Consider the following 24,834-nt stretch of genomic DNA (forward strand, 5'->3'; position numbering starts at 1 on the left):
TCAATGTCCCTCCCGATGCGCGCCCGTCGCGCCACCCTGCTGCGTCGGCACGGGCAAGGAAGGCGGCAACGGATCCCCGATCGCCAGCCGCATCGCCGCAATCTCCTGCTGCTGCTCGACGATGATCTCCTGCGCGATCCGCTTCAGTTGCGGGTTGCGGCCATGGTTCAGCACCGCGACCGACATGTCGATCGCGCCCTGGTGATGCGGGATCATCATCGTCACGAAGTCGCGGTCGACATCGCCGGTCGGCGCGACATGCATGTCGGCCATCATCCGGTTCATCGCCCTGTCCATCGCCGCGGCGAAATCGCTCGATCCGCCGCCGGCATGCGCCGCGGCGCCCAGCGCAAAGGTCAGGGGAAGTATCAGGGTTCGGCGCATCTCGCCCTCCATCGTCAGAGCAGTCGCAGGGGTGGACACCACCCGGCCCCGACTATTCCCGGCGCGGAAGAATATTTATCGAAGCACGCCAGACACGGCGGGGCGACCGGACCGATCCGAATGGCGAGGCTCAGGAGATCTGTGGACCAGACCTGTTGCGACCAAGCTGCCAGTTGATGCCTTCACTCCGAGCCACTCCTGCGACCGGCTTGCCCAGTTCGCGCTCGAGTATCGATCGCCACGGGACCAGCGTAAAATCACGGCTGCGTTCGACCAATCCATAGCGTCCGCCTGCCAGCTCGACCTTCCTGGTCAGTCGGCCCTCGATCTTAGCGCCCTGGCCGACCTCGACGAACGCCTTGCCGAGCTCCTCGCTCAATCCGCTCGCGACACGCAAAAGCTCTCGCCGCTGAAGTGCGGCGAGCATTCCTCGCTTCAGCCGGACCTGGTCGTCGCTTCCGATCTCCGCCAACCCCTGTTCGACCAGCCACTGACGCCGCGCGGCGAGCGCGACCCGTACCTCGCGACCGAACCCAGCGTCACGCGCCGAAACGGAATCCTCTCCGGCCAGGGCGCGGTCGAGCCAGGTGGCGGCATCGGCTGAGGGCAACTTCTCAAGGGGGATCGGCGATAGGGTCTCGATCACCACCGGCCGGTCTCGCAGCAGGCGCGCCTCATAGGTAGCCACCCGCTCGAGATGATCGTCAGGGATGCGAAAGCTGCCGTCCGATTGGCGGTCGACCAACCCGCTGCGGCGCATCGCCTCGAGGCGGCGGACATGCGCCTCGGCGAACGCCCGGCTCGTCTGCGGGTCATGCTCGAGATGAAGGGCAACCGAATAGCATCCGCCCTGCGAGGCCGCCACTGCGGCGATCGTCCGGTCGACCTCACGAACGGCCAGCGTTCGCGGCGTGATACGAACGATGGAACCCTGGGGTGTTGGATCGATCGCAGAACCAAGGCCGATGTCGAGATAATGCGCCCGGCCGTCGGTCCCATCGATGATGAGATAGTGCCGGTCGCGAAGCTCGTCGGCGAAACCGCGTCGCAGGACGCATCCCACCACCGGCGTCCGCAGCTCCCGGTCGATGACCCGGTCGGCCTGTGCCCGTTCGACCCGGCAGGCCGTCAGCTCGCGCTGCATCAGCCGGATGATGTCACCGCGCTCACCCATGTCGCGCAGCGCCTGCTCCAACCCGTCGGCGAGCCGCCAGCGTCCAGCGCCGAGATCCTCCGCCAGCCCCATGGCGCCGAGCTTGCGCAATCGCCCGGTGGCGACAGCCTGCTGGAACGGGTCGTTATGGGCCGGACCCGTGACGCGATCGGCGTCCATCCGGCGGATCAGCCGGCGGTCGATCGCGGTGAGCCTTTCCTGGGTCACATCATGGCGCAGCCGCTCCTCGATCTCGCGATCGGTGCGCGGGCCAAGATCGAGCGTGGCGAGTTCGGCCGCGCGCTCGCGAAGCCCGTGCGCAATATACTCGCGCGCGATGACGAGGTTCTGGCCCTGGTCGTCGACCCCGCGCAGCATGATATGGGTGTGCGGCTGGTCGGTATTGAAATGGTCGACCGCGATCCAGTCGAGCCGCGTCCCGAGGTCGTGCTCGGCCTGCGCCATCAGCCTGCGGACATAGGGCTTGAGGTCGGGATATTCGGCGCCGTCCTCGGCCGACACAATGAAGCGGAACTGGTGGCGGTCGCCAGCGCAGCGTTCGAGAAACGCCTTGCCGTCGGTGGCATCGAGCTCGCGCCCGTAGAGCTCGCCCGGCGAGCCGTCGCGAGTCACCCCGTCGCGCTGGATGTAGCGCAGGTGTGCGCGTGCCGCTGCGAAGCCGCTGCCTGCCATGCGCACCAGCCGCACCTTGACCACCGCGCGGCGCGTCCGGGCGTCGGCAAACCGGTCCCCGCTCGCGAGCAGCCTGCCGATGCTCGCGCCGCGGCCGATCCGGCTCCCGTCGAACCGCCCCGAGCGCACACCCGTCTTGCTGCCGGCAAGACGCGCCGCGGCGAGGACCCGGCCGCCATATTTGGCGAGGCGCTTGCCGTCCTTCGCCCCGGGCCTGCCGAGCTTGGGGGTGAACTCGTCCTCGCTCACCGCCGGTTCTCCAGAGTCTCGCGCCACGGCATAGAAAAGGGCAGATTTCGGCCATTCGCACCGCGCCTGTCTCCCGTGCGGCGCGGGCGGTCTCGCCAAAAAAAGATGTGCAGACAATCACTTGGCCAGGGTCGCGAGACACTGCCTTTATCTTGCCTTCCCGGTTCCTCCTGCCTGCCCCCCATCCGGCGCAAAAAGAAAGCCGGGACACGCTGCCGGTATCGCAGCGTATCCCGGCCCGGACCGAGGCGGATTTCACGCATCCGCGAACGCCCGCCTGGCCTGCGCCCCTTGCCCGAAGCTGCGCTTGCCGAGCATGGCCTGGGCATTGCCCTCGCCATCGACAAGCATCACCGCGACGAACCAGCGCCTGTCGATCCGGCCGAGAATTCGCACCCGGTCGAGCTCGATATCGACTCCGCCGCCACCGAAGTAACAGCCGAGCCAGCGCACCTCGAGGCGTGCGTCCCAATGAAAATCGGCCTCCTCGGCCTCGAGGAATCGCGTCGCCAGTGCCCTGCCTGCGCGCGCCCCGAACTCGATCTCGAGCCCTGAAACCAGTGCCGCCATCACGCGATCGGCCGCGTCCGAGAGGGATTGAACCTGTACCATGACCTGTCTCCGCTTGCGGTCCCCATCATCGAGGACAAGGCCTCCGGGACGGGTGGCGGAGCGGCGGTCAGGGCCGCCTGGGCGAAGCACAGGCGCCGCGAAGCGGACATGGGGGGAACCGATTTGCGTAGCAAATTGGGGGGCACCCATGGGCCTTGAGGGCCGCTTCGCCGCCCGTAATGCTGGGACTTCACGACGAGCCTCCCCTGCCTGTCCATCTCACGGGACCTCACGGCGGAGCACGAATATCGTCGATCCCGAAGGCGGTGCAGGCGGCTCCAGCGGCGTTGCGCGCACCTCCCGGCGCACCAGGAACAGGGGTGGCGGCGCGGGGGGCTCGCTCTCCGGCAAGGCCGGTGGCGCGCCCGTCACACGCGTCAGATAGGTCACCGTCTCGGCGGGCAGCCGCGCCGTGCCGGCACGCCAGGCGGCGTAGCGTCCGGGCCCGGCATTGTAAGCGGCGAACGCTCCGGGATAACCGAACCGGTCATACATCCGCCGCAGATAGCAGGCGCCCGCAATGATGTTGTCGGCAGGCAGGTCGGCGTCGTCGCCAAGCCCGAGCTCGCGTCGCAGCTCTGCCCAGGTCGCCGGCATCAATTGCATCAGCCCGATCGCGCCCTTGCGGCTGCGGATCGGGCGCCCGTTCAGGGACGTCCGGCCGCCGCTTTCGAACCGCATCACCCGTGCGATCCAGTCGGCCGGCACGCCGCAGCGCGCGGCTGCAGCGTCGATTTGCGCCGACCAGCGCCACGTCTCGTCCACCTCGACGGGACCGGCGAGAAGGAGCAGCGCGAGGCTCAGCGCCGCCATATCAGCCTCGCCCGGCCGACCAGGTCCCGGCCCGGACTCGTCCCGAAATAGCGCCCGTCGAAGGAGCCCGGTGCGTCCATCAGCAGCAGATAGTCACCGCGTGCGAGCCGCTGGCAGCCCTGCCACCAGGGCAGGGCGCGGCCGCTCGGGTCGCGCGCCAGACGGTTCGCGACCGCCACGCCGTTCACGAAAACCCTCGGTCCCGAGCCACAGACAAGATCGCCGTCAGCCGCGGCGACGCGCTTCACCAGCGGGACGTTGCCGGGGAGATAATGACGCTCGGCAGCAAGTGCGCGCCAGCGCCGAGGGATCCAGGCAATCGCCATCTCGCCGCGTGCAGGCGCATCGCCCGGCCACACCCAGTAGAGCCCGATCGGCGCGCTGGCACTGGCGTTCCACACCAGTCGCGGCGCCGGGGAATAGACCGGCGGCGCGGCGAGCAACACCAGCGCGGCGCCGCCAAGGATCGCGAGACGGAGACGACGCAGCCGTTCCAGCTGGTGCGCATGCCGTGTGTCGCCCCGGGCGAGGAGCGGCGCCTCGCCTTGCCCTCGGGGCGCCGTCACGAGCGGGTGCCGCGGGCACTATGCTCGCGGCTCCACGTGTCGAGATCCTCGATATGATAGTGGACGAAGCGGCTGTGTCGCCGGAAGACCGGTCCGAGCCCGCGCATGCGCAGCCCCTTCAGCAACCGGCTGGAGATGCCGAGATAGGCCGCTGCCTGATCCGTATTCAGGAAGGGCGATCCGCGCTTGGCGCTGGTCGCCCGGTCGATATCGTCGCCGTCCATGCCCGTGTCCTCGATTGCCTCGACGCGACCTGAGATGACGGGCGGGACACCTGGCCGGGAGTGTCGAAAACCGGGGACGCCGATTCCGACACCCCGGCTCGAGGACGCCCCGTGCCGCCCGGCACGGGGCGCCCGGCCTCAGCGCGACCAGATCAGCGAGAAGCCGCCCTGCTCGCCTTCGACCAGCGTCGCGTAGATCGGCGCGGGCAGCGAGGGGTCGTCGAGCTTGACTGAGACATAGGGCCGGTCCTCGCGCGAGACCTTGGTCCAGCCGGCCCCGAACTCGACGCCCTGCGCGGTCGTGATCCGGTAGTCGGGCGCCTTGTCATTATCCTTGGGCGAGGGCTTGATGCTTGCCTTGGCGTTGAGGGTCAGGGTCCGGATGGTGCCGGTGAACACGCCCGAATCGTCGCGGGTGAAGGTGCCGATGGTAGCCATGATGCGTCTCCTTGTGCTCCGACGCCGCGCCAGTGCGGCCTCGATGGCGACGCCCGGGCACCGCCAGGCGGCCGGCATGCACCGGGCTCGAAGAGCCGGGCCGCAGCGTAGCGAAGGGCGGCCAAAGCCGACTTTCTTGCCTCGCGAGGAAGGCGCCGGGGGGCAAAGCTCCCCAAGCCGGGGAAGAAAGCCGGCGACGCCGTTGCTGGCCCAGGCCGCGCGGTGCCAGTCGGCCATCGTGGAGAGGCCGCATGGGGCTGCGAGCCACGGAGAGACAGGCTCTAGCCTTGCGATCGGCAGCTTCGGTCGATGCGATCGGCTCGCCGCAGCCAGGATGCATGACGCCGCGCGGCGCGCTATCAGGCCCGCCCCGGGGGATGGCATGACGATATCGGAACAGGTCCGCAGGCTGATCGAGCGGCTCGCGCCGGAGCCGGTGTGCGACGATTGCATCACGCAGCGGCTCGGCCTGGGCATCCGGCAGCACGCCAATGTCGCGACCCGCGAGCTCGCCGGACGGGACGGATTCGAGCGCCGCAAGGACGAATGTGCGCTGTGCGGTGCGACCAGGCTGGTGATCGGGAAAGGCGCGCGCTGAGGCGCGCTGCGTGACCGCGTCGCAGTCGTGCGGCCCGTCCAAGCCGGGAAAAGGGGCGGCGGAGAGCCGCCCCGTGAAGGTTCAGGCGGCAAGCGGCTGAGGCTCGGGCGCCCTTGCCGCGAGCGCGGCATCCACCTCGGCGCGCGCGTCGAGCGTGCCGACACCGCCGCGAGCGGTATAGGCCGAGGGCGGGAAAGCCATCCAGCGCGGCACCCAACGCTCGACCTTCGCCCGCCCTCCGGCACCGGCCAGATGGTCGGCGACGATCCGGCGCATCGTCTTGCCGGTTTCGCCGGCATTGGCATCGGCGATGGTATTGCCGGCCACATCGGCGACGAGATGGGCAAGCACTTCCTTGTCACGGACCAGCGCCAGAAAGGCATCGTCCGCCTCCCACCAGTCTGTCATGCGGACGCCAAGCTCGGACCCGACCGCCTCGACCGCGGCGCTTCCGGCGGCGAGTGTTTCGCCCATCAGCACCGCGACGACGTCCATCAGATCGGCGTCGGACAGGTCGAGCAGGGTCAGGAAGACACCGACCACGCCCCGTCCGCCATGCCCGCGACACAGCGTCGGCGCCTCCGGATCGAAGCCGAGCAACGCCAGCATGTTCCGGCGCTTCTCGTCGAAGACCGTCTCGCCGCGACAGGTTTCGAGCGACTCCTGCACTGCGTCGCTCCGGGCCTGTTGCGGCTCGGGCTCGACCCGCCAGAGCGGCGATCCGGCGATGGCGTGCGCGACCATCAGGCGCAGCGCGACGCCCGGCCGGGTGAGCAAGGCAGCGCGCACCGCCGCATGGCGGTGCAGGTCGATATAGGCCTGGAGCGGCCCGCTGACCTCGGGGCGCACCGGCCTTGCCGGTGCTGCTTCGGGTGCTTCGCCGCGCGCGATCCGGCGCGCTTCTCTGGCGGAGAGATAGCCTTCGTGGAACACCACTTCGCCGTCGGCGCGGACATCGATGTAGACGCGCCCGCCCTTCCGCTTGGGCGTCTTCTCATGCTCCCAGCCATGGAAATGCTCGGCCGGACCGATGATCTCGACCCCGCTCCAGCCCGCTTCCAGATAGGCGGCGCGCCGCGCCTCGATCGCTGCATTCTGCGAGCGCCAGAAGGCATCGGCATCGGCGACATAATGCTGCTCGGCGAACAGGTCGGCGACCATCCCCAGCCCCGCCGCATCGACATCGAACAGCGCATGACGGGCGGCGATCGCCTGCCCGCCGAGCAGCCAGCCGCGCAGCTGCCAGCCGGTCGGACAATGCGCTTCGGGCGCGTCCCACAATGCGACCCAGTCCCTTTGCCGAGCCTTGGTTGCGAGGGTCAGGTGGCGCACGGTCGCGGCGTCTATCTTCTCGCGCCGGCACAGGTCGCGGATGCGAGGGAGCAGGTTGCCCAGCGCGAGCGTGCGTCGGACGGCGAGCACGGGCAGGGCGAAGGTGTCGGCGATTTCCTCGGGCGACCGGCCTTCGCGCACCAGCCGGACGAAGCTTTCCCAGCGGCTGACCTCGTCAGGATCGAGGCGCGCCATATTCTCGATCAGCGACGCCTCGACGGCGGCGGCATCGTCGCCCGCCTCCAGGATCGCGCAGGGCAGGCGGACGGGCTCGGGGGCGGCGCCGCCCTCGGCCCGTTCCGCGGCGACGATCTGCGCGGCGCGGAAACGCCGCGCGCCAGCGAGAATGCCGAACCGGTCGTCGGTGCCGGGACGAACGATCAGGCTCTGGAGGATGCCGCGCTTGCGGATGCTCGGGAGGATGTCGGAGACGTCCGGCGACCGCTTGGCGAAACGCATATTGGCGGGGTCGACATAGAGTTTGTCGAGTTCGATGAACTGGAGTTTCATGACACGTGCTCCTTGTGGGCACCGGTCTCATCCATGGCGAGGCATGGGCGGAGCCGGTTTGGACTGCGGCGAAAGGCGCGCCGCGCGCCTTCGCGCCGTCACCCGGACGGCGGAAACCGGTCGGCCAGATCGCGCGCGGTATCGCTCGCGCGGCGCAGCAGCGCCTCGGCCGTGAGGATCGACCCCGCCTTGCGGGCCCATGACGTCCAGTCGGCGAGTGGCAGGGTCGTCGCGAAATTTGAGTCGCGCTCGATGCGCAGCCCATAGGGCAGGCGCAGCGCCTCGATTTCGGACAGCGAGAACCAGCCAAGCTCGGGGCAGCCGAACCCGAGGTCGGCGAGGCCGAACAGCGCGTCGCCGTCGTCGTCCAGTTCGCTCGCCAGCCAAGTCGCGGGCGAGAGCGGGTGGAAGAACTTCACCAGCGGCCGCTTGTCGGCGTCGTCGCTGCGATATTGGACCCGCAGCGCCGCCCGAAGCTCGGGGGTGAGCAGGCTCATAGCTCCGCCTCCATTCGAACGACACTGCGCGACGCCGACACCGTAGGAGGCTCCGCCGCATCCCCCGGCACCGGGCCGTCGGATAGAAAGGCGAGCAGATAGTCGGCTGCCTTGCTGGCAAGGCTGGCGGCGCGGAAGATGGCGCGATTGTCGGCTCGCAGCACCTCGAGCCACGACCCCAGATAGTCGGCATGGCGGACGCTTGGGACGATGCCGAGCGCGGAACACAGAAAGGCCGAGGTCAGCTCGGCGACCAGTTCCTCGCGCGCATAGCCGGCGCTGCCGAACGGGTACGACAGGTCGCGCGCGAGGCGGCTGGCATGCCCGGTCCAATGGCCGAGCTCGTGCAGCGCGGTGCGATAGTAATCGATCTGATGGCGGAAGGCAGGCTGGGGTGGGACGCGGACATAGTCCGCGCCGGGCGCATAATAGGCCTCGGCCCCGCCGATCCGGAAGTCGGCCCCGCAAGCGCCGATCAGCGCCTCGGCGACCGGCACGACCTCGCGTTCGGGCAAAGGCGCGGAACCGGCCATCAACCGCTCGGGCAGCCCGTCGCACTGGGCGACGTTGAACACCGTAAAGCGCTTTAGGAACGCCACCGGGCGCGCCTCGCAACCCTCGCTGGCCGCGCGCTCGCGCTCGGCTTCCGGGGTGAACCGATCGGCATAGACGATGCCGACGCCGCGCTCGCCCTTGCGGACGCATCCGCCCGCATCGAGGGCCTGCCGGAAGGTCAGCCAGCCTTGCGAGGCGTAACCGCGCGCGATGACCTCGCCCCACAGGATCAGCACGTTGATTCCCGAATAGGCGCGCCCCGAAGCGGCATTGCGCGGCAGGCCCGGCGCGGTCGCCACGGCGTCCCAGGGCTGCACCCATGGAAACCGCCCCGCCTCCAGCTCGGCGACGATCCGCGCCGTCACCTCGTCATAGAGCGAGGCGCGCCCGGCGCCTCCAGCCTCTCCCCCAGCGCGACGCCCGCGACCCTTGCTCATGCCCGGCCTCCTCGACCCAATGCCACACCCGGCCCCGGAAAGCGGGGTGGGCGGCGAGGAAGCCCGCAAAGGACCGCGGGACAGGGCGGGGCGCACCGTGAGGCAGCAACGAAGTGGAGGACCCGGCCCGCAGGGCCGGGTTGCGCCGCGCCCGAGCGGGCCTAGAAGGGCGCGCCGGCCACACCGCTTGCCGAGGCCGGACCCGAAACGCCGGCGCTACCAGCGCCGACCGCAGACCAGCGCCAGCGATCGGCACCCTCAGGGCAGGGACGCGCGCGCGGCCCGGCAGCCGTAGAGCGCGACCGCGCGAAGCGCGGGGCGCTTGAGTATCGACCCTGAGGCGCGATATGCATGGGTCGGCTTCATCCCGGATCATCGATCTCGACGCCCTGGTGCAAGGTCCCACTGCGCCCCGAAATGCATTCGATCGTCTCGCAGATCGGCACGACCCAATTGCACCCGGGTCCGGCACGGCGCCGACTTGAATTACGTCCCTGCTCGATCCGAGTCGGAGGGAAACATCAATGCGACGGCTAGCGGCCATGAACGAGCCACGCACCGCGCGCGCGCAGACGACGCGCGCGCCTGCGCCAGGCTCGCAACCGCGAGCCGCATCAAGGCAGCACTCTCGCATCCGGACGGCCGTCGCCGCGGCGTGCGCTCGCCTGCCCGTGAGCCAGCCGTCGCGGTGCCCTCCGGCCGGATCGAGCGCGCTACACGTCAAAGCAAAGGGGATTGCGGCCCCTGACGGCTTCACGGAAGGCCGTCAGCGTACGCTCAGCTGAATCCGCGTTCCGCTGCCGGCGCCAGCCGGCCTTGATCGATACCCGGATCGATCAACCGTCAGCTATCGCCACGAGATGGGCCGAAACGGCCAGCGACACGGCGACGTGCCATGCGGCGTAGAGCGGGACCACGCCATGCGTGGGACGCCTGATACATCAGCCCGAATAGTGAGGCCTGCGCCATCCCCTGCTTTTCAACACCACGCTCCGACGCCGAACCAGATCGTGCCACATTGCCGTTGCTCGGCGCGTGGTCAGGTCAGTGCCGAAGAGCACTGAACTTCGCCCACCCCTCTCAACTTTCTGCCACCCGGCCAAGCCGCCTGCCCGTTATCGATCGCTTGATGATTGTCCAAGTTCGTAGAGTATCGCCTTGAGGCGCTCGCTTGATGGATCGAGAGCCAGTGCGCGCTGGTAGCTCTCCTTCGCCCGGCCGAGTTGCCCGGCTGCGCGGTAAGCTTCGCCCAGGCTGTCATACGCATTGGACGAACGCGGGAAACGGTCCACGTTCCACCGAAAGGCTGGCAGAGCCGCGTCAGCATCGAGGATGTTCATGGCGTCATAGCCCACGCGGTTGACCGTCGCTTCCAGCTGCTCGGGCGGCATCGTCGCCGCAACCGCCGCGACCGCCTGCTCCCACCTGTCCGACGCCAGTCCCTGGGAAAGAACCTCCTCCTGTTCTTCCCCCTGTCTTGCGGCCCCGGGCATGACACGGTCGGCGACGAGGGTGGCAAGCCGGTGGCGGTCGAACGTCGTGCGGCCGCCATTATCGAGATAGATCACCGTCGCACTGTCATCCGGATCCATGGTTCGGAAAAAATGTCGCCAGACGAGACGCACATCTCCGCCATGCCCTACGATCGTGACATCATCGTGCCGATAATATTCCCATCCATGCGTATGCCACGCAGCCGTCCCGGAGGGCATGGAAAAGGGCGCCCAGGATGCCAGGAGTGCGTCGAGCGGCACCACTCTCCCGGCGATCAGCGCTTGAGACCATCGGACCAGATCGGGCACGGTCGTGAAGACGCCGCGCGATCCGAAGGTGTAGGCGGGCCAGGATGGCGAGACATAGGGCAGCGGCGGTCGCACCCTCCCGGGTGCGGGTCGATAACTCGACACCAGGTCGGCCAGGCTCGGCTGCCCTTCCACATGATAGCCGGTTCGCGACATTCCGATGCTTTGGAACTGCCGCTCGACCAAGGCCTTCAGCGGCTTCCCTGTCGCCTGCTCAAGTGCCATTCTGGCGAACAGAAAGTTCGTCTGATTATAATCGTTACGGGTGCCCGGCGTGAAGCGAAGCGGGAGCGCGGCGATTGCGGCGAGCGCCTCATCCTGCGTCGGTTCGACATGATCGGGAATATAGTCCGGCAGCCCGGAGACATGGGCGAGCGCCTGCGCCAGGGTGATTCCGGCCCAAGCCGACGGGAGCCCCGCGCGTATCGCTCCAAGGGGTTTGTCTAAGTCGATCCTGCCGGCGCTATGCGCTTTCAGCAACTCCGCGATGACGAACAGCTTCGAGATCGAGAAGAGCGGATAAGCGGAGCGATCGGTGATCGGCGCACCGGTCTCGCGGTCGGACAACCCGGAATGACGCGAGTAGACCAACTGGCCGCGCCGCAGCACCACGACGGAATGGCCAACCGTCCCATAGGCGAGCGCCGCGCTGTCAAGCAGATCATCGATACCGAGCGGGATCGCCACTGCACGAGCGGTCTGCGCCCATCCGATCGTTGACGCAAGGCCGGACAAGCCAAGGCCAAGTACGCCTCTCCGGTCGATATCGCGCAGGTCTGACATTCGTCGCACTGAAACACCTTTCAAAACGAATGCGTCCGCGTTGCACCGGTTGTCCAGTCCAGACTCTCACGCAGCCAAGCATTCATGATCCGATCCAACCCGACGTCCCCGCTCGGTGTATCCCGCACCCTCCAAGAGCGGAGGCAATATCGCCATTCAATGCGGGCTGGCGACGGCGATCAAGGCCCGCTTCACGCTCGAGCGGCGCCGGCTCGAAAGGGTGAGCGTGATCGCCAACCCGATCGCGTTACACATGTCGGCCAGAGGTGACAGATGCCAGCTGTCGCCCTGCAAATCATTATTTTTCCGTAGCATTGGCAAGTGGCGCGAAGCCGACCCGGGCATGAGCGCCGTGGGGACGGAACCAGATTTCAGCACACGCGGCGTAGGATCGGGTTCGGAATATTGCGAAGGCCGTCGATGCGCAGGGAGTCATTCACTCTGAGATGATCGCGTGCAACTTCACCACGGCACCCGGGTCCAATTGTCTCGGACCAGTTGCAGCAGCCCGCGGCCCAGGGATCGATTGTCGCTGCGGCATATTCAAGGCTCAGGAGCGCCTGGAAACCCGCGCGGAGGGCCAGATCGAGGAATATGCCCCATCCGGTATCCTTTATGTTTCCTGCGCTGCCACGCCCAGGATTTCGCCGACGACATCTTTCAGCGCGAACCGCCACTCTCTCGGTTCGAGGGAGTAAACCCCTTTGGCACTGGCCAGGCTCAGCCGGGAGTTCTCCGGCCGCCGAGCGCCTGAGAGAAGTTCGTGAGATGATATGGGCGTAATCCGGGCCATGGGCCCTCCCCAGGCGCGTGAAAGCCTGAACACTTCGGCAGCCACCTCCGCCCAGCTGGCCTCGCCGGAATTGCTGAAATGGATGATCTTCGACGACGGGCTGCCCTCAGTCGCGATACGACATGCGATCACGACGAGCGCACGCGCAAGATCGAGGGCGCTGGTCGGCGCCCCCCTCTGATCGTCCACCACTCGAAATTCATGCTGGTGGGCTGCCTTCCCAAGCAACGTTCGCGCGAAATTGGACCCCCACGGGCTAACTAGCCAGGATGTGCGAACGATCACGCAGCTCGCGCCCGACGCTTGCAAGGCAAGCTCTCCGCCCAGCTTGGACGCGCCGTAGACGCTAAGCGGACCAAGCGGGTCGAAGACCTCCCAGCCCTCCTTCTTCGAACCGTCAAAGACATAGTCAGTCGAGATGTGGACCAGCGGGATATCCGCTTCGGCGCTTGCGCTACCAAGCGCAGCGACCCCCAGCGCGTTGACAGCCCAGGCGCCGACCGGATCCTGCTCCGCCGCATCGACCTGCGTGTAGGCGGCGCAATTTATAATCGCCGCCCACTGCCGGCTATTCACGATACGCGAAACCGCATCGGCGTCGCAGATGTCGAGTTGAGGTCGGGCAAGGCCAACAAGTCTCCAGCCCGCCGGCCATTGGACGCGACGAAGCGCTGTACCAAGTTGCCCGTTGGCGCCGATCAGGAGCACTTCTTTCACAGCAATTCCAATCTTGCAGCGTCATGTGCGGGCGAGGCGCTGAGCATGTCGCGCAGAAAGCAACAACGCCGCTGCACATCACCGAACCACAAGGGCCAATGGGCGCCCATCATACTCGAACGGGCTCTCGAAGTGAGCGAAGGGTGGGTGCATGCCGTCCCTCTCGCTGATGATCGGTCTAAAGCCTTCTGGCATCGGCCAATGGATTCCAAGGTCGGGATCGTCCCACGCCAGACCTCCCTCAAATTCCGGGCGATAGTCCCCCGAACTCTTGTAGGTAACCTCGCATCCGGGCTCGAGGGACAGATAGCCGTGAGCGAAGCCTTCAGGCACATAGAGCTGATGCCCGTCATGCTCGGCCAGTTCTGTGCCGATCCATTTTCCATAAGTTGGCGAACCTTTGCGGATGTCGACGACGACATCGAATATGCGGCCGCGGACACAACGTATCAGCTTCTTCTCCGCATGAGGCGAAGCTTGAAAATGCAACCCTCGCAAGGTGAAGCAAGCCTGAGACGTGGAATGGATGTCGCGTACGAATCCAGTCGTGATGCCCAGCTCGACAAAGTCATCACGGTTGTAGGTTTCGACCAACCAGCCACGTCGGTCAGCATGGCGGTGGCGTCGGATCAATTGAATCGGCGGCGTCGCCGTCAGGTCTGTAACCACCCCGAAAACCTCGTCCTTCAATCACTGGACCTGGGCGACGCATACGTCACCATCGACGCCCTAGCGCCTTTTCTCGCTCGCGCGCGAATATTGCCGTCGCGCCTGGCGCAGTCGGAGGTGGCGACTTGGCCCGGGTCCCATTTATGCCTAGCCTGTGGTTCGCCGAAGCGGGCTCGAGAGCCCCATCGAGACATGAAAGCGCGGAGATCATTGCATGGTTGAAATGCCGAGCTTCCTGGAAGTTGCCGAGCCGGGTTGCGCCGTGGAAGACATGGATGACGAGATTGTCGCGCTGAACCTGGCGACAGGTTGCTACTTCAGCATGCGCGGATGCGCGGCCTCGCTCTGGCGGGACCTGGCTGCGGGGACGCGCGTCGATGTCCTGCGCAACCTGTTCGATCAGCCGGCCACGCCGGAGGGCGGCTTCGACAAATTTGTTGAGGCGCTGCTGTCGGATGGGCTGATGCGCCCCCGCCGCGATGTAGGCGCAGATAGACATTCTCTTTCGGTCGCGACCTGCCTCGACCAAGGCGATCACATCCTTATCCTCGAGAAGTTCGACGACATGCAGGATCTCATTCTTTCCGACCCCATCCACGACGTCGACGCGAATGTCGGTTGGCCAAGACAGCCCCAGAGTGAATGAGCTCGCGGCGCAACGCATAGGCAGCGCATCCGGTCAGCGGATCGTGAGCGCGATCGAAGTCATTGACCGCTGGTTCGACCTGAGCAGATCCCCACCCCCGGGATTGCGTCGCTCGGGATGCACGATCGCGGGGATCGCTGTGAGCATTGGAGCGTGCAGCGCGGGAGTTGCGCAGCGGACCGCAAGGAGGCTGGTGCGGACAGCCGAGCCCGCAGGCGGACTGGCGAATATCTACCTGATCGAGACAGAGATTGTCGGTTGGCCGGACCCTCCGCTAATCGACGACACGCCGCTGCTACGGCGATTGCTGGCGGCTCGGGGAATCGAGGCGATCCATCTCCCCGCCGACGCGGTAGTCCCGAACCCGCTCTGGATCCTCTCGTCTGAGGTGGAGGACACGGTACTCGTCGTGACCCGATCGACAGCCGACATGCCGTCCTGGCTGGCGGACGCGCCCTTGACCATGGCGCTAAGCATGGTCTTGGGCGCTCGCGACCTGACCGTTCTGCATGCCGCCGGCGTCGGGCACGATGGACGGGGACTTCTGATCGGCGGAGCGGGAGGTGTCGGCAAGTCCGCCACGACGCTCTCGGCAGTGCGATGCGGCCTCGGCACGGTCGGGGATGATTACGTCGTCCTGGACGGCGCGCGGCCGCCGAGGATCCATCCGCTTTACAACCTCATGAAGCAAACGCCCCGCGGACTTCAGCGATTTCCCGATCTTTTTTCGCGCTGTGCTCAGCTTCCCCTAAATTGGCACGGAAAAGTGGAGTTTGAAGCCTCACTGGTGCGTTCGGGCTGCATGGCCGACGCCTTGGAACCGACCGCCATCCTGATCCCGAACCAAGCGTTGGGTTCCCGAACCAGCTTCACACCTATTAGCCCCGCCGACGCCTTCAGCGCGCTTGCCGTGAGTACGGTTTCGCAACTCCCAGGGAGCGCGACCAGGGTGTTTTCGAGTCTGACCCGGCTGACGCGGACCTTGCCCTCATTTCGGATCAACCTCGGCACCGACGCCGACGAGGTCGGCACCAGCGTGCGGCATTTCATCGAAAACGGTCCTTGAGCGATGCCCGCGCCATTCCCGCAAGCCTCGGTGGTCATCCCCGTCCACAATCGCGAACAACTCGTGGTCGATGCCATTTCGTCCGTCAGGCAGACCACGGTCGACGTCGAGATCATCGTTGTTGACGACGGGTCAGACGACCACACGGCGCGCATTGTTGGAGACATGGCGCTGCGCGACCCCAGCGTCCGACTGCTCCGCCAACCACGCAGCGGCCCTGCTGCAGCCAGAAACGCAGGCGTCGCGAGCGCGCGAGGCGAATTTCTGTCTTTCGCAGACTCGGACGACCTATGTGCCCCGGGCAAGCTCGAGCGCCAGATCTGCAAGCTCGAAGATCATCCCGAGCTCGTGGCGGTTGTCGGAGCGGTGGCGGGTTTCAAATCCCTGGATGGCCAGGGAAACCCGCTCTGTGACCCGGAGCACCCCCGGCGTCACAACGCCGCGCTTCAGGCCGCAACCTTTCGAACCGAACGCTTCCGTGGCTATGGCGAGCTGGCGCGCGAGATGCGCTTCGCCGAAGATGTCGACTATTTCCTGCGTTTGCTCGAAGCCGATGCGCCCTTGCTTCTCGAGCCCGAGATCGCCTGCATGTACCGATTTCACGAGCATAACATGACGAGGCGCCTGGATGAGCGCAATCAGGGCTATGTTCGCGCTTATGCACGATCGCTCGCGAGGCGCCGACAGGCCGGGAGGAGCGGGCCGCTTCGGTCATTCTTCAATCAGGTGATCCAGCGGGACATGATCATTGGCGGCTGATGCATCTCCAATACCTGCCATGGCGGACACTCGACATTGGGTTCTGCAGCCGTTGCAGCTAGAAGCGGGTGCAGGATGTGAGGCGCTATATTGGCGCCGCCACGGTCCCGGGAACAGCTGGGCAACGGTGCAGGACCCGCGCCGGATACTGTGTGGGTCGACGCTGAGCCTGGACAGTTTCTGCAACAGTTTCTTCGCTGCCTATTGGCTCGAATTGACGGTGCTGGATCAGGTCCTGATCAGGCTGGAAACGACAGGCTATTGCAGATTGAGGGTGATCCGGGCCGGTGCCGACGGGCAGCGCGAAACCGTCGTGAGCCGCGAGATCAGCGGCGACAATATCTCGACAGAATGCAAGGTTGCGCTTCGTCCGGCCGTTGCACCACCGGGTCGGCTGTTCATCGAGATCGATGCGCTCGCCGGATCGGTGATCCTTCATGAAGGGCATTGGGGCACGGCAGCCAAGCCCACCCGTCCGGTCCGACTGGCTTTGGCGACATGCTGCTACGCCGCCGGCGAAATGGTTTTGGAGACGCTGAGGCGACTTGCGCCGACGATCCTATCGGACACTCGGATTGTCCAGGTGATCGTGGTCGATCAGGCCCCAGACAGCGCCCATAGCCCGCTGCCCATCGGCGAACTCGCCGCCAGCCACGGCATCGAATCCAGGTTGCAGTATGTTCGTCAGCCTAATCTGGGCGGATCAGGCGGGTTCGCCCGCGGGATGATCGAGGCATTGGCTGCAGACGCCACGCATGTTCTTTTAATGGACGATGACATAAGGCTCGACCCGAATGTCATTGTCCGGCTGGTCGCCATCCTGGGATATCTCGAACATCCGGTCACGCTGGGTGGCCAGATGCTGGACATGACCGACCCGCTGCGCCTTCATGCGTCGCACGAGAATGTCGAACCTGAAGCGTTCAGGTTACGCAATCCTTGTCACGGCATGCGCTTGGACGAACCCGATACACTCGACGCTTTCGCAATTGTCCATCGAAGCGACTATGCGGGGTGGTGGTTTTGCTGCATCCCGACCGTCACCATCGAGGCGGCGGGGCTGCCGCTTCCGCTGTTCGTCCGGCATGATGATGTGGAATTCGGACTCCGGACCTCCGCGATGGGAAGCGCAAGCTGGGCGATGCCAGGCCTGTTCGTATGGCACGCCTCGTCCGCTGCCAGGCCCGCACCGACTTATGCCTATTACGACCACCGTAACAGGATGATCGCCGCGATGCTGCACGGCAACGTCACAGCGGACCGGCTGGCAGACCAACATGCCGGTGCGACGCAGAACGCTTTGCTGGCCGGTCGGCTCGACCTTTGCCTGGCCCTGTGTCGTGCCGCAGACGACTTCCTGTCAGGGCCCGAAAAGGCGTTTGCCGGCCTCGAAGCGCGGCACCAGCGTCTGGTCGGCGACTTGGCGCGCGCGCTCCTTCTAAGCGTCGCCGCTGAACGCCTCGCACGCCAAGGCGGGTCAGCGGCAAGATCGAGCGTCACCCAGCGGATCGACGGCCTGTGCAAGACACTGCAGGAAGAGCGCAACCGCACGGTGCTGGCCTTGACGCAGCATGCGGAAGACGCGGGGCGTCGCTATCGTACCGAGGCCGGCCAGCATAGCGACGCGACGAAGTGGCGAAGCCTGTTCAACGAGATGGACGCCTCGGGAGGTACGCATGAGACGCTTGCCTGAGGTTTCGGTCGTCATGCCCGTCTACAATGGTGCCGCCTATGTGGAGGCTGCGCTTCGATCGATAGCAGCGCAGGATATGGACATGGAGATCCTCGTTCATGACGACGGCTCCACGGACGACAGTCTCGAGATTGTGCGGGCATTCGCGCGTTTGGATGGGCGCCTGGACATATCGACGGGTTCCAATGCCGGGCCCGCCAGCGCCCGCAACCGATGCCTTGAACGCGCTCGGGGCCGTTGGATCGCTTTTCTCGACCATGACGATGTGTGGCCCGTCGGTCGTCTTCGCAGGCAGGTGGGAATGCTGGAAAAAAATGCAAAGGCCGGAGCGGTCCTCGGGCACTGCATCATGTTCGGCTCCTCACCGGACGACCCCGCATCTTTGTCATCGGCGGACGGCCGGAAAGTCCTGGCGGGCTTCCTTCAGGCTGGAACGTTCAGGTCAGAGGCGCTGCGCGCGCTCGGCGGCCTTGATCCAGACCTTCGCGCCGCAGATGATCTTGATCTCTATCTGCGACTTGCGGAGAGCAATTGGTCTCTCATGATCGACCCTGAGATCGCCTTCCACTATCGCTTGCACCCCGGGCAATGGACCGCCGATACGCGCTTCGCCACAAGCCAGACCGTGCGCGCGCTGCATAAGTCCATCAGCCGCCGACGCGCTGCCCATGGCGGTGTGGCACCGCCCCTGGTCGTGCGATGAGCGTCACGAAGTCGCGCAACCTGCCCCTGGTCTCCGTGATCATGCCGACATGGAACGGTCGCACGTTCATCGCCTCGGCGATCTCGTCGCTGCAGGACCAGGATCATGAGGCACTGGAGATTTTGGTCGTCGATGACGGTTCGACCGACGATACCCGTGCGATCGTGCGCGGGATCGCAGCCACGGACGCCCGCATCATTCTGATCGAGCAACGTCGCGGCGGGATTGCGGCTGCCCGTAACCTCGGCCTCGCGCGAGCCTCCGGCGATCTGATCGGCTTCCTCGACCATGACGATTTGTGTCCCGGCGGCAAAATTGCGCGCCAGGTGCGCAGGCTAAGCGACAAGCCGGAAGCGGTCGCGGTATTCGGACGGACGATATTGTTCGGCTCTTCGGCAATCATCAGCGCGGAGGAGGCAGCGGCCGCCGGAAAACCCGTCCTCACGATGGTGCTGGCATCGGCTCTGTTCCGACGGCGGGTCTTCGATGCGATCGGGCAGCTTGATCCGCAGTTCAAGCTGGCGGATGACTTCGACTTCATTCTGCGGCTCGTCGAATCAGGGCTGACGCTGACACTGGAAGAGGATGTGGCGGCGTTGCACCGCCGGCATGAGCGCCAGGCAACGCACGATTTCTCAGCGACCAGAAGCGACATGATGCGTGCACTTTCAGCCTCGCTCAAACGGCGACGGGCTGCCGGAATGGTCGGCCCACTGCGCCACCCCCTGGTCGAGGCCGGCCGACCGTGAGCGCGATTGCAAACGCCTGCTACGAAGTTATTCTTCCAGCGTTCAATGCTGCTCGGACGATCGAGGCCGCTCTTCACTCGGTGCTGGCGCAAACCCTGCCGCCCGACAGGATTATCGTAGCAGATGATGGATCGACCGACGACACGGCGTCAATTGCCCGCTCCTTCGGCGATCGCGTAACGCTGGTTCGGCAAGCCAATCTCGGCCCCGCGGCTGCCACGGACCTGGCGCTGGCGCATAGCCGCGCGACGCTGATTGCCGGCATGGATGCCGACGATATATGGTTTCCGACCAAGGCTGAGCGGCAGCTCGGTCAGCTTGGCGGCGACGACCGTCTTGACGGCGTCTTTTGCCACGCCGTCAACTTCAACCATGGCGAAGAGCCGAGTGCCGACGGCCCCTCGCGTCCGCTCTGGGGCCGCAGCGCGATGATGATCAGACGATCGATCGTCGATCGTATCGGCCCGGTTCATCACGCTGACACCCCCCGCGCCTTGGGCGAGATGGTGCGATGGCTCGATAGCGGAAGAAGGCTCGGCGCGCGTTTTTCCATGATGCCCGATTGCCTCGTCGGGCGCCGTCTCATCGAGGGCAGCCTGAGCCATGCTCGCGATCCGAAGGCACTGCTGCCGATGTTGCGCGCGCGGCTCAAGGACCGCCGCTAATTCGGCTTGCCGTCTCGGTATCGGCGCTCGGTTCTGGCGCGGCCTAGAACGGCTCGAGTCGCGGCCCGCTTCAGGAAGTCGATTCTGCCTGTCGTCTGCCACGCCGTTGAATAGCGAGACGTGATCGACTTCAGTCTGCCACCACAACTCAAGCCGCTCCGCCTGCTCACGACCCAGAGGCCCAGCGGAAAATGGACGCGCTCCCGCGTCAGGGCAAACTCCATTCGCTCCTGTCGGGTGTCGCCCGCACGCGCCAGCCGACGAACGATCGTTTCCGGAACCGGAAGACTGAAGTGATCATTCAGATAGCCAAGCCCCCGAGATGCAACCAATGCGAATTGCAGTTTCTCGGCACGCTCCGCAAAACGGTCCCAATCCAGTGCCTGGCCATAGGCGCGGATGCAGAAGACCGCATCGGCGACCCAACGGATCGGCGGAACCTCGTTCACCCGCAGGCCGTGGGTCAGCGTGTGGAGCAACTGGTCGTGTCGGGACAGGAAATGTGCGGGTAAGCCGTCTTTCTCGATTTCGCGGCTGTCCTCCCACAATGCTTCGACCTGGCGGTCGTCAGTGATCTCTGGAAAAGGCGAAACATGGACATCGATCTCACCGATCGATGAACGAAACGTCTCCGATTGTCCGAACAGGCCCGGATCGCCGCCCGTCGATATCCAGCCAAGGTCTTGCAAGGTGATCCCGACGATCCTCAGATCGGATGGCCTGACAAGGATGTCGATATCGTCGGCGGGCCGCAGCGCGCCGTGTCCGTAGACATCGGGACCGAGCGCAGCCCCCTTTAGCAGGAGGTGCGGAACGCCGATGTCGTCGAGCAGTCTGCGGATGAGGGCAAGCTGCGCCTGAAAGCGCTGATTGAAGTACCATGCCCTGCGGTAGAAGCCGTCGATCCTGGCCCGCAGCGGATGATCGATACCGTGCTGTTTCAGCCGGGTCGACAGCAGCGGCAGCAGGCGCTGGCTGCCCGCATCCAGGGTGTCGAAAGCTACCCTGCCCAGCCAGTCGCGAGCGGCGCCGGCGGCCGTGGGCCCCTCGTCCAGCACCGCGTGCAAAAGCACCGCCTGAAGCGGATCTGGCCAGAAGCGGCAGGTCGCCATTGAGTTCCACATTGCTGAGAGTCGCCGTTGTTTAGCCGAGCCGGTGCGATATGGAAGGTCAGGTCGAGACCGAGCGTGGCGCCGATCTTGTTCGAGGAAATGCTGCTAAAGTGCCGAAAGCGACTCGTCAGGCTCTGATCGCGAGGCTTTTATCGCACATCTCGCCCGCGCGGCGCCGGGACGTTGCTGGGGTCAGCCTCCTGCTGCTCGTCGGCGCCGCGGCGGAAGTCATGGTTGTTGGCGCCATCATTCCGTTTCTGGATGTCATGACAGGCGGGCAGCAAGCCTGGATGTTCCCCGGTGCCGCACGGTGCCTTGCAAATCTCGCAGAGAATACGGGCGTAGACACCGCGACAGTGGCGGGCCTGATCCTGATTGCGGTCGCGATCCTCGCTGCCGGAGCCAGGCTGGTGGTGGCCTGGCGCCTACACAAGCTCGCATTCGACATCGGTCACGATCTCAGTACATCGGCCTACGGCCACATCCTCGCGCGGCCCTACAGCTATCATGTGGCAAGCAACAGCGGGGAGTTGATCCTGGCGATCTTCGACGTCCAGCTCGTCGTAATGAACGTCCTGCTGCCTGCCATGCAGGCGCTGTCATCGCTGGTCGTCGCCACGCTGATCGTCTGCTTCCTAGTCGCGATCGATCCTGCGATCGCCTTGTTGTCCAGCGGGTTTGTCGTTGCCGCGTATCTGATGATCGCTTTATGGGCTCGGCCCAGACTCCGTGCCGGGTCCGCGGTCGTGACGGCTGCCCAGAGCGAACGCATGCTGCTGCTGCGCGAGGGGATTGGCGGAATCCGGGACGTGATCCTGGGAGCATTCCAGCCTAGCTTCGAGCGCGCTTATGCCAAGACCGAAGAGCGGCTTCGGGAAAAGCGGCGTGAAAGCGTATTCCTGAACGCCGCGCCGCGATATCTGATCGAAGCAGGTGCCGTGATTCTCATCGCGATCATCGCTCTCGCTCTCGCCAACCGACCCGGTGGGCTGATCGAAGCACTGCCGATGCTGGCTGCGATGGCCGTGGGTGCCCAGCGCCTGGTGCCGATGGCGCAGCAACTCTATTCGGGGGTCGCTCTATTTTCCGCGAACGCACACCAGCTCACTCGCGTCCTGAACCTTTTCGATGGGGAAGACGACATATCTCTGGCGCAGCGCTGCGCGGAACCCCTGCCCTTCAGATACGCGATCACCCTCACTGGGGTGTCGTTCCGCTATCCCGGGCGGCCGGATGACGCGCTTCACTCGGTGGATCTGGAGATTGTACGAGGCATTCGGCTCGGAATTACCGGTGCCTCAGGGAGCGGCAAAAGTACCTTGATCGATATCGTGATGGGGCTGCTCACCCCCACGAGCGGCGAAATCCGGATTGACGGCGCCCCGCTGGGGCGGGTGAACGCGCGCAACTGGCAGTCCCGGATCGGCCATGTACCTCAAACGATCTTCCTGCTGGATGGAACGATCGCGGCCAATATCGCCTTCGGTGTCGAGCCTGGAGCCATCGATCCCGACAAGGTTCAGGCCGCGGCACGAGGTGCGATGCTCGAACCGTTCATCATGAGCCTGCCCGAGCGCTTCGAAACCCGCATCGGCGAAAATGGCGTTCGCCTGTCAGGAGGACAAAGGCAGCGAATCGGTATCGCTCGAGCGCTTTATGCAAACACGTCTCTTCTCGTTCTCGATGAGATCACCTCTTCGCTTGACGACGAGACGGAGATGAATGTCGTCGAGACAATCCGGAGCCTGCCTCGTTCGATAACGATCATAATGATTTCGCATCGTAAGGCGTGTCTCGATATTTGCGACCGAACGATCCATCTGTCTCACGGAACCCTATTGCCACGGAAGACGGTGTGATTCGTGAAATCAGTGGCGACAGGACGGTCAGCTGGATCGTTCGGGTTCGAAATGATGGGGAGCGGCGGGGGATCTGGCCTGACTCATCAATGGAAGCAGTGCGGACATGACCACGCTGATCGCCGATAGCGTGGCGTGCAGCAGCCATGTTCATCCGATCGCCTCTGCGGGGGCTCGGCCAGAGGCCTATGACGTGATGGTCGTCGGCGCGGGCTTCGCCGGTGCGGTGATGGCCGAGCGGCTCGCAGCCGATGCCGGCAAGCGCGTCCTGGTGCTGGATCGCCGGCCGCACGTCGCGGGAAACGCCTACGACCGGTTCGACGATGCCGGGGTGCTGATCCATCAATATGGGCCCCACATCTTTCACACCAACTCCGCGGACATATTCGACTATCTGTCGCGCTTCACCGCGTGGCGCCATTATGAGCATCGCGTGCTCGCCGTGGTGGACGACAAGCTCTTGCCAGTGCCGATAAACCGCACGACGCTGAACCGGCTATACGGTCTCGACCTGCAGACTGACGAGGCTGCCGCTGCGTTTCTTGCCTCGCGCGCAGAGCCAGTCGATATGGTGCGCACCTCGGAAGACGTGGTGATATCGGCGGTTGGCCGCGAGCTCTATGAGACCTTATTCAAGGGCTATTCCCTCAAGCAGTGGGGTCTGGATCCGTCGGAGCTGGACAAATCAGTCACCTCGCGCGTTCCGACGCGAACCAATTGCGACGACCGCTATTTCACCGATCGGTTTCAGGCGATGCCTGCCCAGGGGTTCACGCGCATGTTCGAGCGGATGCTCGACCATCCCAATATTGATCTGCTGCTCGGTGTCGACTTCCGCGACGCTCGCGAGGCCCATCCGCACCAGCACCTCGTTTTCACTGGCCCGATCGACGAATATTTCGGCTGGTGCTACGGCAAGCTGCCCTATCGCTCGGTCCGCTTTCGACATGAAACGATCGATGCTGCGCAATATCAGCCGGTCGCCGTGATCAATTATCCCTCGTTGGATGTGCCGCACACACGTATCACCGAATATAAGCACCTGACCGGTCAGCAGTGCGCGCAGACGAGTATCACGTACGAATATCCCAGTGCCGAGGGTGACCCCTATTATCCGATCCCGCGCCGGGAGAATCTGGCGCTGTTCAAGCGCTACGAGGCGCTTGCGCTCGATCAGTCAGACGTGACCTTTGTCGGCCGGCTCGCGACCTATCGCTACTATAATATGGACCAGGTGGTCGGACAGGCACTCGCCAAATATCGATGGCTTGCCTCTCGCTGGGCGAAACCGGAAGAGCGCAGCCCGAAGACATCTCGCGTCCGAACCCGGTAGCCGGATTCCCAAATCCGCATTCCGGTTGCGTCGATCCCGCGCCCCAACGCCGACACGCTCTTGCGGGCATTCTCGGCACCTCAGGGGCGGCAACCGCTACCAGCCCGTCGCGCATGAACGGCCGACCGAGGAGCGCCTCGTCCGGCGCGAGATCGACGCTTATCGCCAGATCATATCCTTCTTCGATCATGTCAGCCGGCCGATTTTCAGTCGTCACCACCAATCGCACCTCCGAAATGTGACCTGCACGATCGGCTGGGAGACTGGCGGCGCGTCTATCCGGCATCGCCGCGCGCGCCTGCGCATAAGTGCAACTTCCTATAGCTGGTCGCCATGACAACCTTGTCGGGTTGACATAGTCGTGTCTCGTACGGCTCCGCCGCCACGGTCACGCATCATGACGCTATTTTTCATGATGACAGGG

The 24,834-nt window shown here is 65.2% G+C and carries 24 protein-coding genes and 1 pseudogene; 10 read left to right on the plus strand and 15 right to left on the minus strand.

The window, feature by feature from the left end; translation table 11 throughout:
• The 7 genes from TPR58_RS02585 to TPR58_RS02615 form a co-directional block, all read right to left on the minus strand.
• Positions 1 to 384: a DUF305 domain-containing protein gene (locus TPR58_RS02585; protein WP_346245031.1), complete on the minus strand. Its 384-nt coding sequence runs from the start codon at positions 382 to 384 to the stop codon at positions 1 to 3.
• A 130-nt stretch (positions 385 to 514) separates the two neighbouring features.
• A complete protein-coding gene (gene rlxS / locus TPR58_RS02590; protein ID WP_346245032.1) occupies positions 515 to 2,479 on the minus strand; it encodes a relaxase/mobilization nuclease RlxS in 1,965 nt (654 codons plus the stop codon).
• A 255-nt stretch (positions 2,480 to 2,734) separates the two neighbouring features.
• Positions 2,735 to 3,091 carry a hypothetical protein gene (locus tag TPR58_RS02595; protein WP_346245033.1) on the minus strand — a complete coding sequence of 119 codons (357 nt, stop codon included), beginning with the start codon at positions 3,089 to 3,091 and terminating at the stop codon, positions 2,735 to 2,737.
• A gap of 219 nt (positions 3,092 to 3,310) precedes the next feature.
• Positions 3,311 to 3,904 (minus strand): lytic transglycosylase domain-containing protein, encoded by a 594-nt coding sequence (locus tag TPR58_RS02600; RefSeq protein ID WP_346245034.1) that lies wholly within the window; start codon positions 3,902 to 3,904, stop codon positions 3,311 to 3,313.
• A complete protein-coding gene (locus tag TPR58_RS02605) occupies positions 3,892 to 4,470 on the minus strand; it encodes a S26 family signal peptidase (RefSeq protein WP_346245035.1) in 579 nt (192 codons plus the stop codon). Before TPR58_RS02605 ends, TPR58_RS02600 begins: the two co-directional genes overlap by 13 nt.
• Positions 4,467 to 4,694: a DNA-binding protein gene (locus TPR58_RS02610; RefSeq protein ID WP_346245036.1), complete on the minus strand. Its 228-nt coding sequence runs from the start codon at positions 4,692 to 4,694 to the stop codon at positions 4,467 to 4,469. Before TPR58_RS02610 ends, TPR58_RS02605 begins: the two co-directional genes overlap by 4 nt.
• 138 nt (positions 4,695 to 4,832) lie before the next feature.
• Entirely contained in the window at positions 4,833 to 5,132 is a 300-nt protein-coding gene (locus tag TPR58_RS02615; RefSeq protein WP_110151342.1) for a DUF736 domain-containing protein, read from the minus strand.
• A 382-nt stretch (positions 5,133 to 5,514) separates the two neighbouring features.
• Here TPR58_RS02615 and TPR58_RS02620 point away from each other — a divergent pair, with 382 nt between their 5' ends.
• Positions 5,515 to 5,730, plus strand: a complete 216-nt coding sequence (locus TPR58_RS02620) for a hypothetical protein (protein ID WP_346245037.1) — start codon at positions 5,515 to 5,517, stop codon at positions 5,728 to 5,730.
• Between the two features lie 81 nt (positions 5,731 to 5,811).
• On the opposite strand, the gene TPR58_RS02625 is transcribed toward TPR58_RS02620, so the two are convergent.
• From TPR58_RS02625 to rfbC, 6 genes are all read right to left on the minus strand, one after another.
• Positions 5,812 to 7,572 carry a ParB/RepB/Spo0J family partition protein gene (locus TPR58_RS02625; protein ID WP_346245038.1) on the minus strand — a complete coding sequence of 587 codons (1,761 nt, stop codon included), beginning with the start codon at positions 7,570 to 7,572 and terminating at the stop codon, positions 5,812 to 5,814.
• 98 nt (positions 7,573 to 7,670) lie between these two features.
• On the minus strand, positions 7,671 to 8,069 hold the full coding sequence (locus TPR58_RS02630) for a DUF2958 domain-containing protein (protein WP_346245039.1): 399 nt from the start codon (positions 8,067 to 8,069) through the stop codon (positions 7,671 to 7,673).
• On the minus strand, positions 8,066 to 9,061 hold the full coding sequence (locus TPR58_RS02635) for an ArdC family protein (RefSeq protein WP_346245040.1): 996 nt from the start codon (positions 9,059 to 9,061) through the stop codon (positions 8,066 to 8,068). Before TPR58_RS02635 ends, TPR58_RS02630 begins: the two co-directional genes overlap by 4 nt.
• Before the next feature lie 1,115 nt (positions 9,062 to 10,176).
• Entirely contained in the window at positions 10,177 to 11,646 is a 1,470-nt protein-coding gene (locus TPR58_RS02640) for a serine hydrolase (protein WP_346245041.1), read from the minus strand.
• Positions 11,647 to 12,259: 613 nt separating this feature from the next.
• Entirely contained in the window at positions 12,260 to 13,156 is an 897-nt protein-coding gene (gene rfbD / locus TPR58_RS02645; protein ID WP_346245042.1) for a dTDP-4-dehydrorhamnose reductase, read from the minus strand.
• 78 nt (positions 13,157 to 13,234) lie between these two features.
• Positions 13,235 to 13,846: a dTDP-4-dehydrorhamnose 3,5-epimerase gene (rfbC, locus tag TPR58_RS02650; RefSeq protein ID WP_346245043.1), complete on the minus strand. Its 612-nt coding sequence runs from the start codon at positions 13,844 to 13,846 to the stop codon at positions 13,235 to 13,237.
• 193 nt (positions 13,847 to 14,039) lie between these two features.
• Between rfbC and TPR58_RS02655 the strand changes: the two genes are divergently transcribed.
• From TPR58_RS02655 to TPR58_RS02685, 7 genes are all read left to right on the plus strand, one after another.
• Positions 14,040 to 14,471 (plus strand): hypothetical protein, encoded by a 432-nt coding sequence (locus TPR58_RS02655; protein WP_346245044.1) that lies wholly within the window; start codon positions 14,040 to 14,042, stop codon positions 14,469 to 14,471.
• Positions 14,464 to 15,537, plus strand: coding sequence for a hypothetical protein (locus TPR58_RS02660; RefSeq protein ID WP_346245045.1), 1,074 nt, complete (start codon positions 14,464 to 14,466; stop codon positions 15,535 to 15,537). Before TPR58_RS02655 ends, TPR58_RS02660 begins: the two co-directional genes overlap by 8 nt.
• A 3-nt stretch (positions 15,538 to 15,540) precedes the next feature.
• Positions 15,541 to 16,296, plus strand: a complete 756-nt coding sequence (locus TPR58_RS02665; protein ID WP_346245046.1) for a glycosyltransferase family 2 protein — start codon at positions 15,541 to 15,543, stop codon at positions 16,294 to 16,296.
• 127 nt (positions 16,297 to 16,423) lie between these two features.
• Positions 16,424 to 17,989 (plus strand): glycosyltransferase, encoded by a 1,566-nt coding sequence (locus TPR58_RS02670; RefSeq protein ID WP_346245047.1) that lies wholly within the window; start codon positions 16,424 to 16,426, stop codon positions 17,987 to 17,989.
• Positions 17,973 to 18,692, plus strand: a complete 720-nt coding sequence (locus TPR58_RS02675; protein ID WP_346245048.1) for a glycosyltransferase family 2 protein — start codon at positions 17,973 to 17,975, stop codon at positions 18,690 to 18,692. Before TPR58_RS02670 ends, TPR58_RS02675 begins: the two co-directional genes overlap by 17 nt.
• Positions 18,689 to 19,441: a glycosyltransferase family 2 protein gene (locus TPR58_RS02680; RefSeq protein ID WP_346245049.1), complete on the plus strand. Its 753-nt coding sequence runs from the start codon at positions 18,689 to 18,691 to the stop codon at positions 19,439 to 19,441. The genes TPR58_RS02675 and TPR58_RS02680 overlap by 4 nt, the downstream gene beginning before the upstream one ends.
• A complete protein-coding gene (locus tag TPR58_RS02685; RefSeq protein ID WP_346245050.1) occupies positions 19,438 to 20,106 on the plus strand; it encodes a glycosyltransferase family 2 protein in 669 nt (222 codons plus the stop codon). Before TPR58_RS02680 ends, TPR58_RS02685 begins: the two co-directional genes overlap by 4 nt.
• On the opposite strand, the gene TPR58_RS02690 is transcribed toward TPR58_RS02685, so the two are convergent.
• Positions 20,103 to 21,218 carry a nucleotidyltransferase domain-containing protein gene (locus tag TPR58_RS02690; RefSeq protein ID WP_346245051.1) on the minus strand — a complete coding sequence of 372 codons (1,116 nt, stop codon included), beginning with the start codon at positions 21,216 to 21,218 and terminating at the stop codon, positions 20,103 to 20,105. The two genes, TPR58_RS02685 and TPR58_RS02690, sit on opposite strands and share 4 nt — an antisense overlap.
• Positions 21,219 to 21,268: 50 nt before the next feature.
• Between TPR58_RS02690 and TPR58_RS02695 the strand changes: the two genes are divergently transcribed.
• The gene (locus TPR58_RS02695) at positions 21,269 to 23,077 is read left to right on the plus strand and encodes an ABC transporter ATP-binding protein (RefSeq protein ID WP_346245052.1); all 1,809 of its coding nucleotides are present in this window, start codon (positions 21,269 to 21,271) and stop codon (positions 23,075 to 23,077) included.
• Between the two features lie 106 nt (positions 23,078 to 23,183).
• Complete coding sequence (gene glf, locus TPR58_RS02700; RefSeq protein ID WP_346245053.1) at positions 23,184 to 24,410, plus strand: UDP-galactopyranose mutase; 1,227 nt, start codon at positions 23,184 to 23,186, stop codon at positions 24,408 to 24,410.
• 85 nt (positions 24,411 to 24,495) lie between these two features.
• On the opposite strand, the pseudogene TPR58_RS02705 reads toward glf, so the two are convergent.
• A pseudogene (locus tag TPR58_RS02705) lies at positions 24,496 to 24,696 on the minus strand (hypothetical protein); the annotation flags it as partial.
• Positions 24,697 to 24,834: the final 138 nt, after the last annotated feature.

It is taken from the genome of Sphingomonas rustica, from assembly GCF_039652585.1.
GTDB classification, from domain to species: domain Bacteria; phylum Pseudomonadota; class Alphaproteobacteria; order Sphingomonadales; family Sphingomonadaceae; genus Sphingomonas; species Sphingomonas rustica.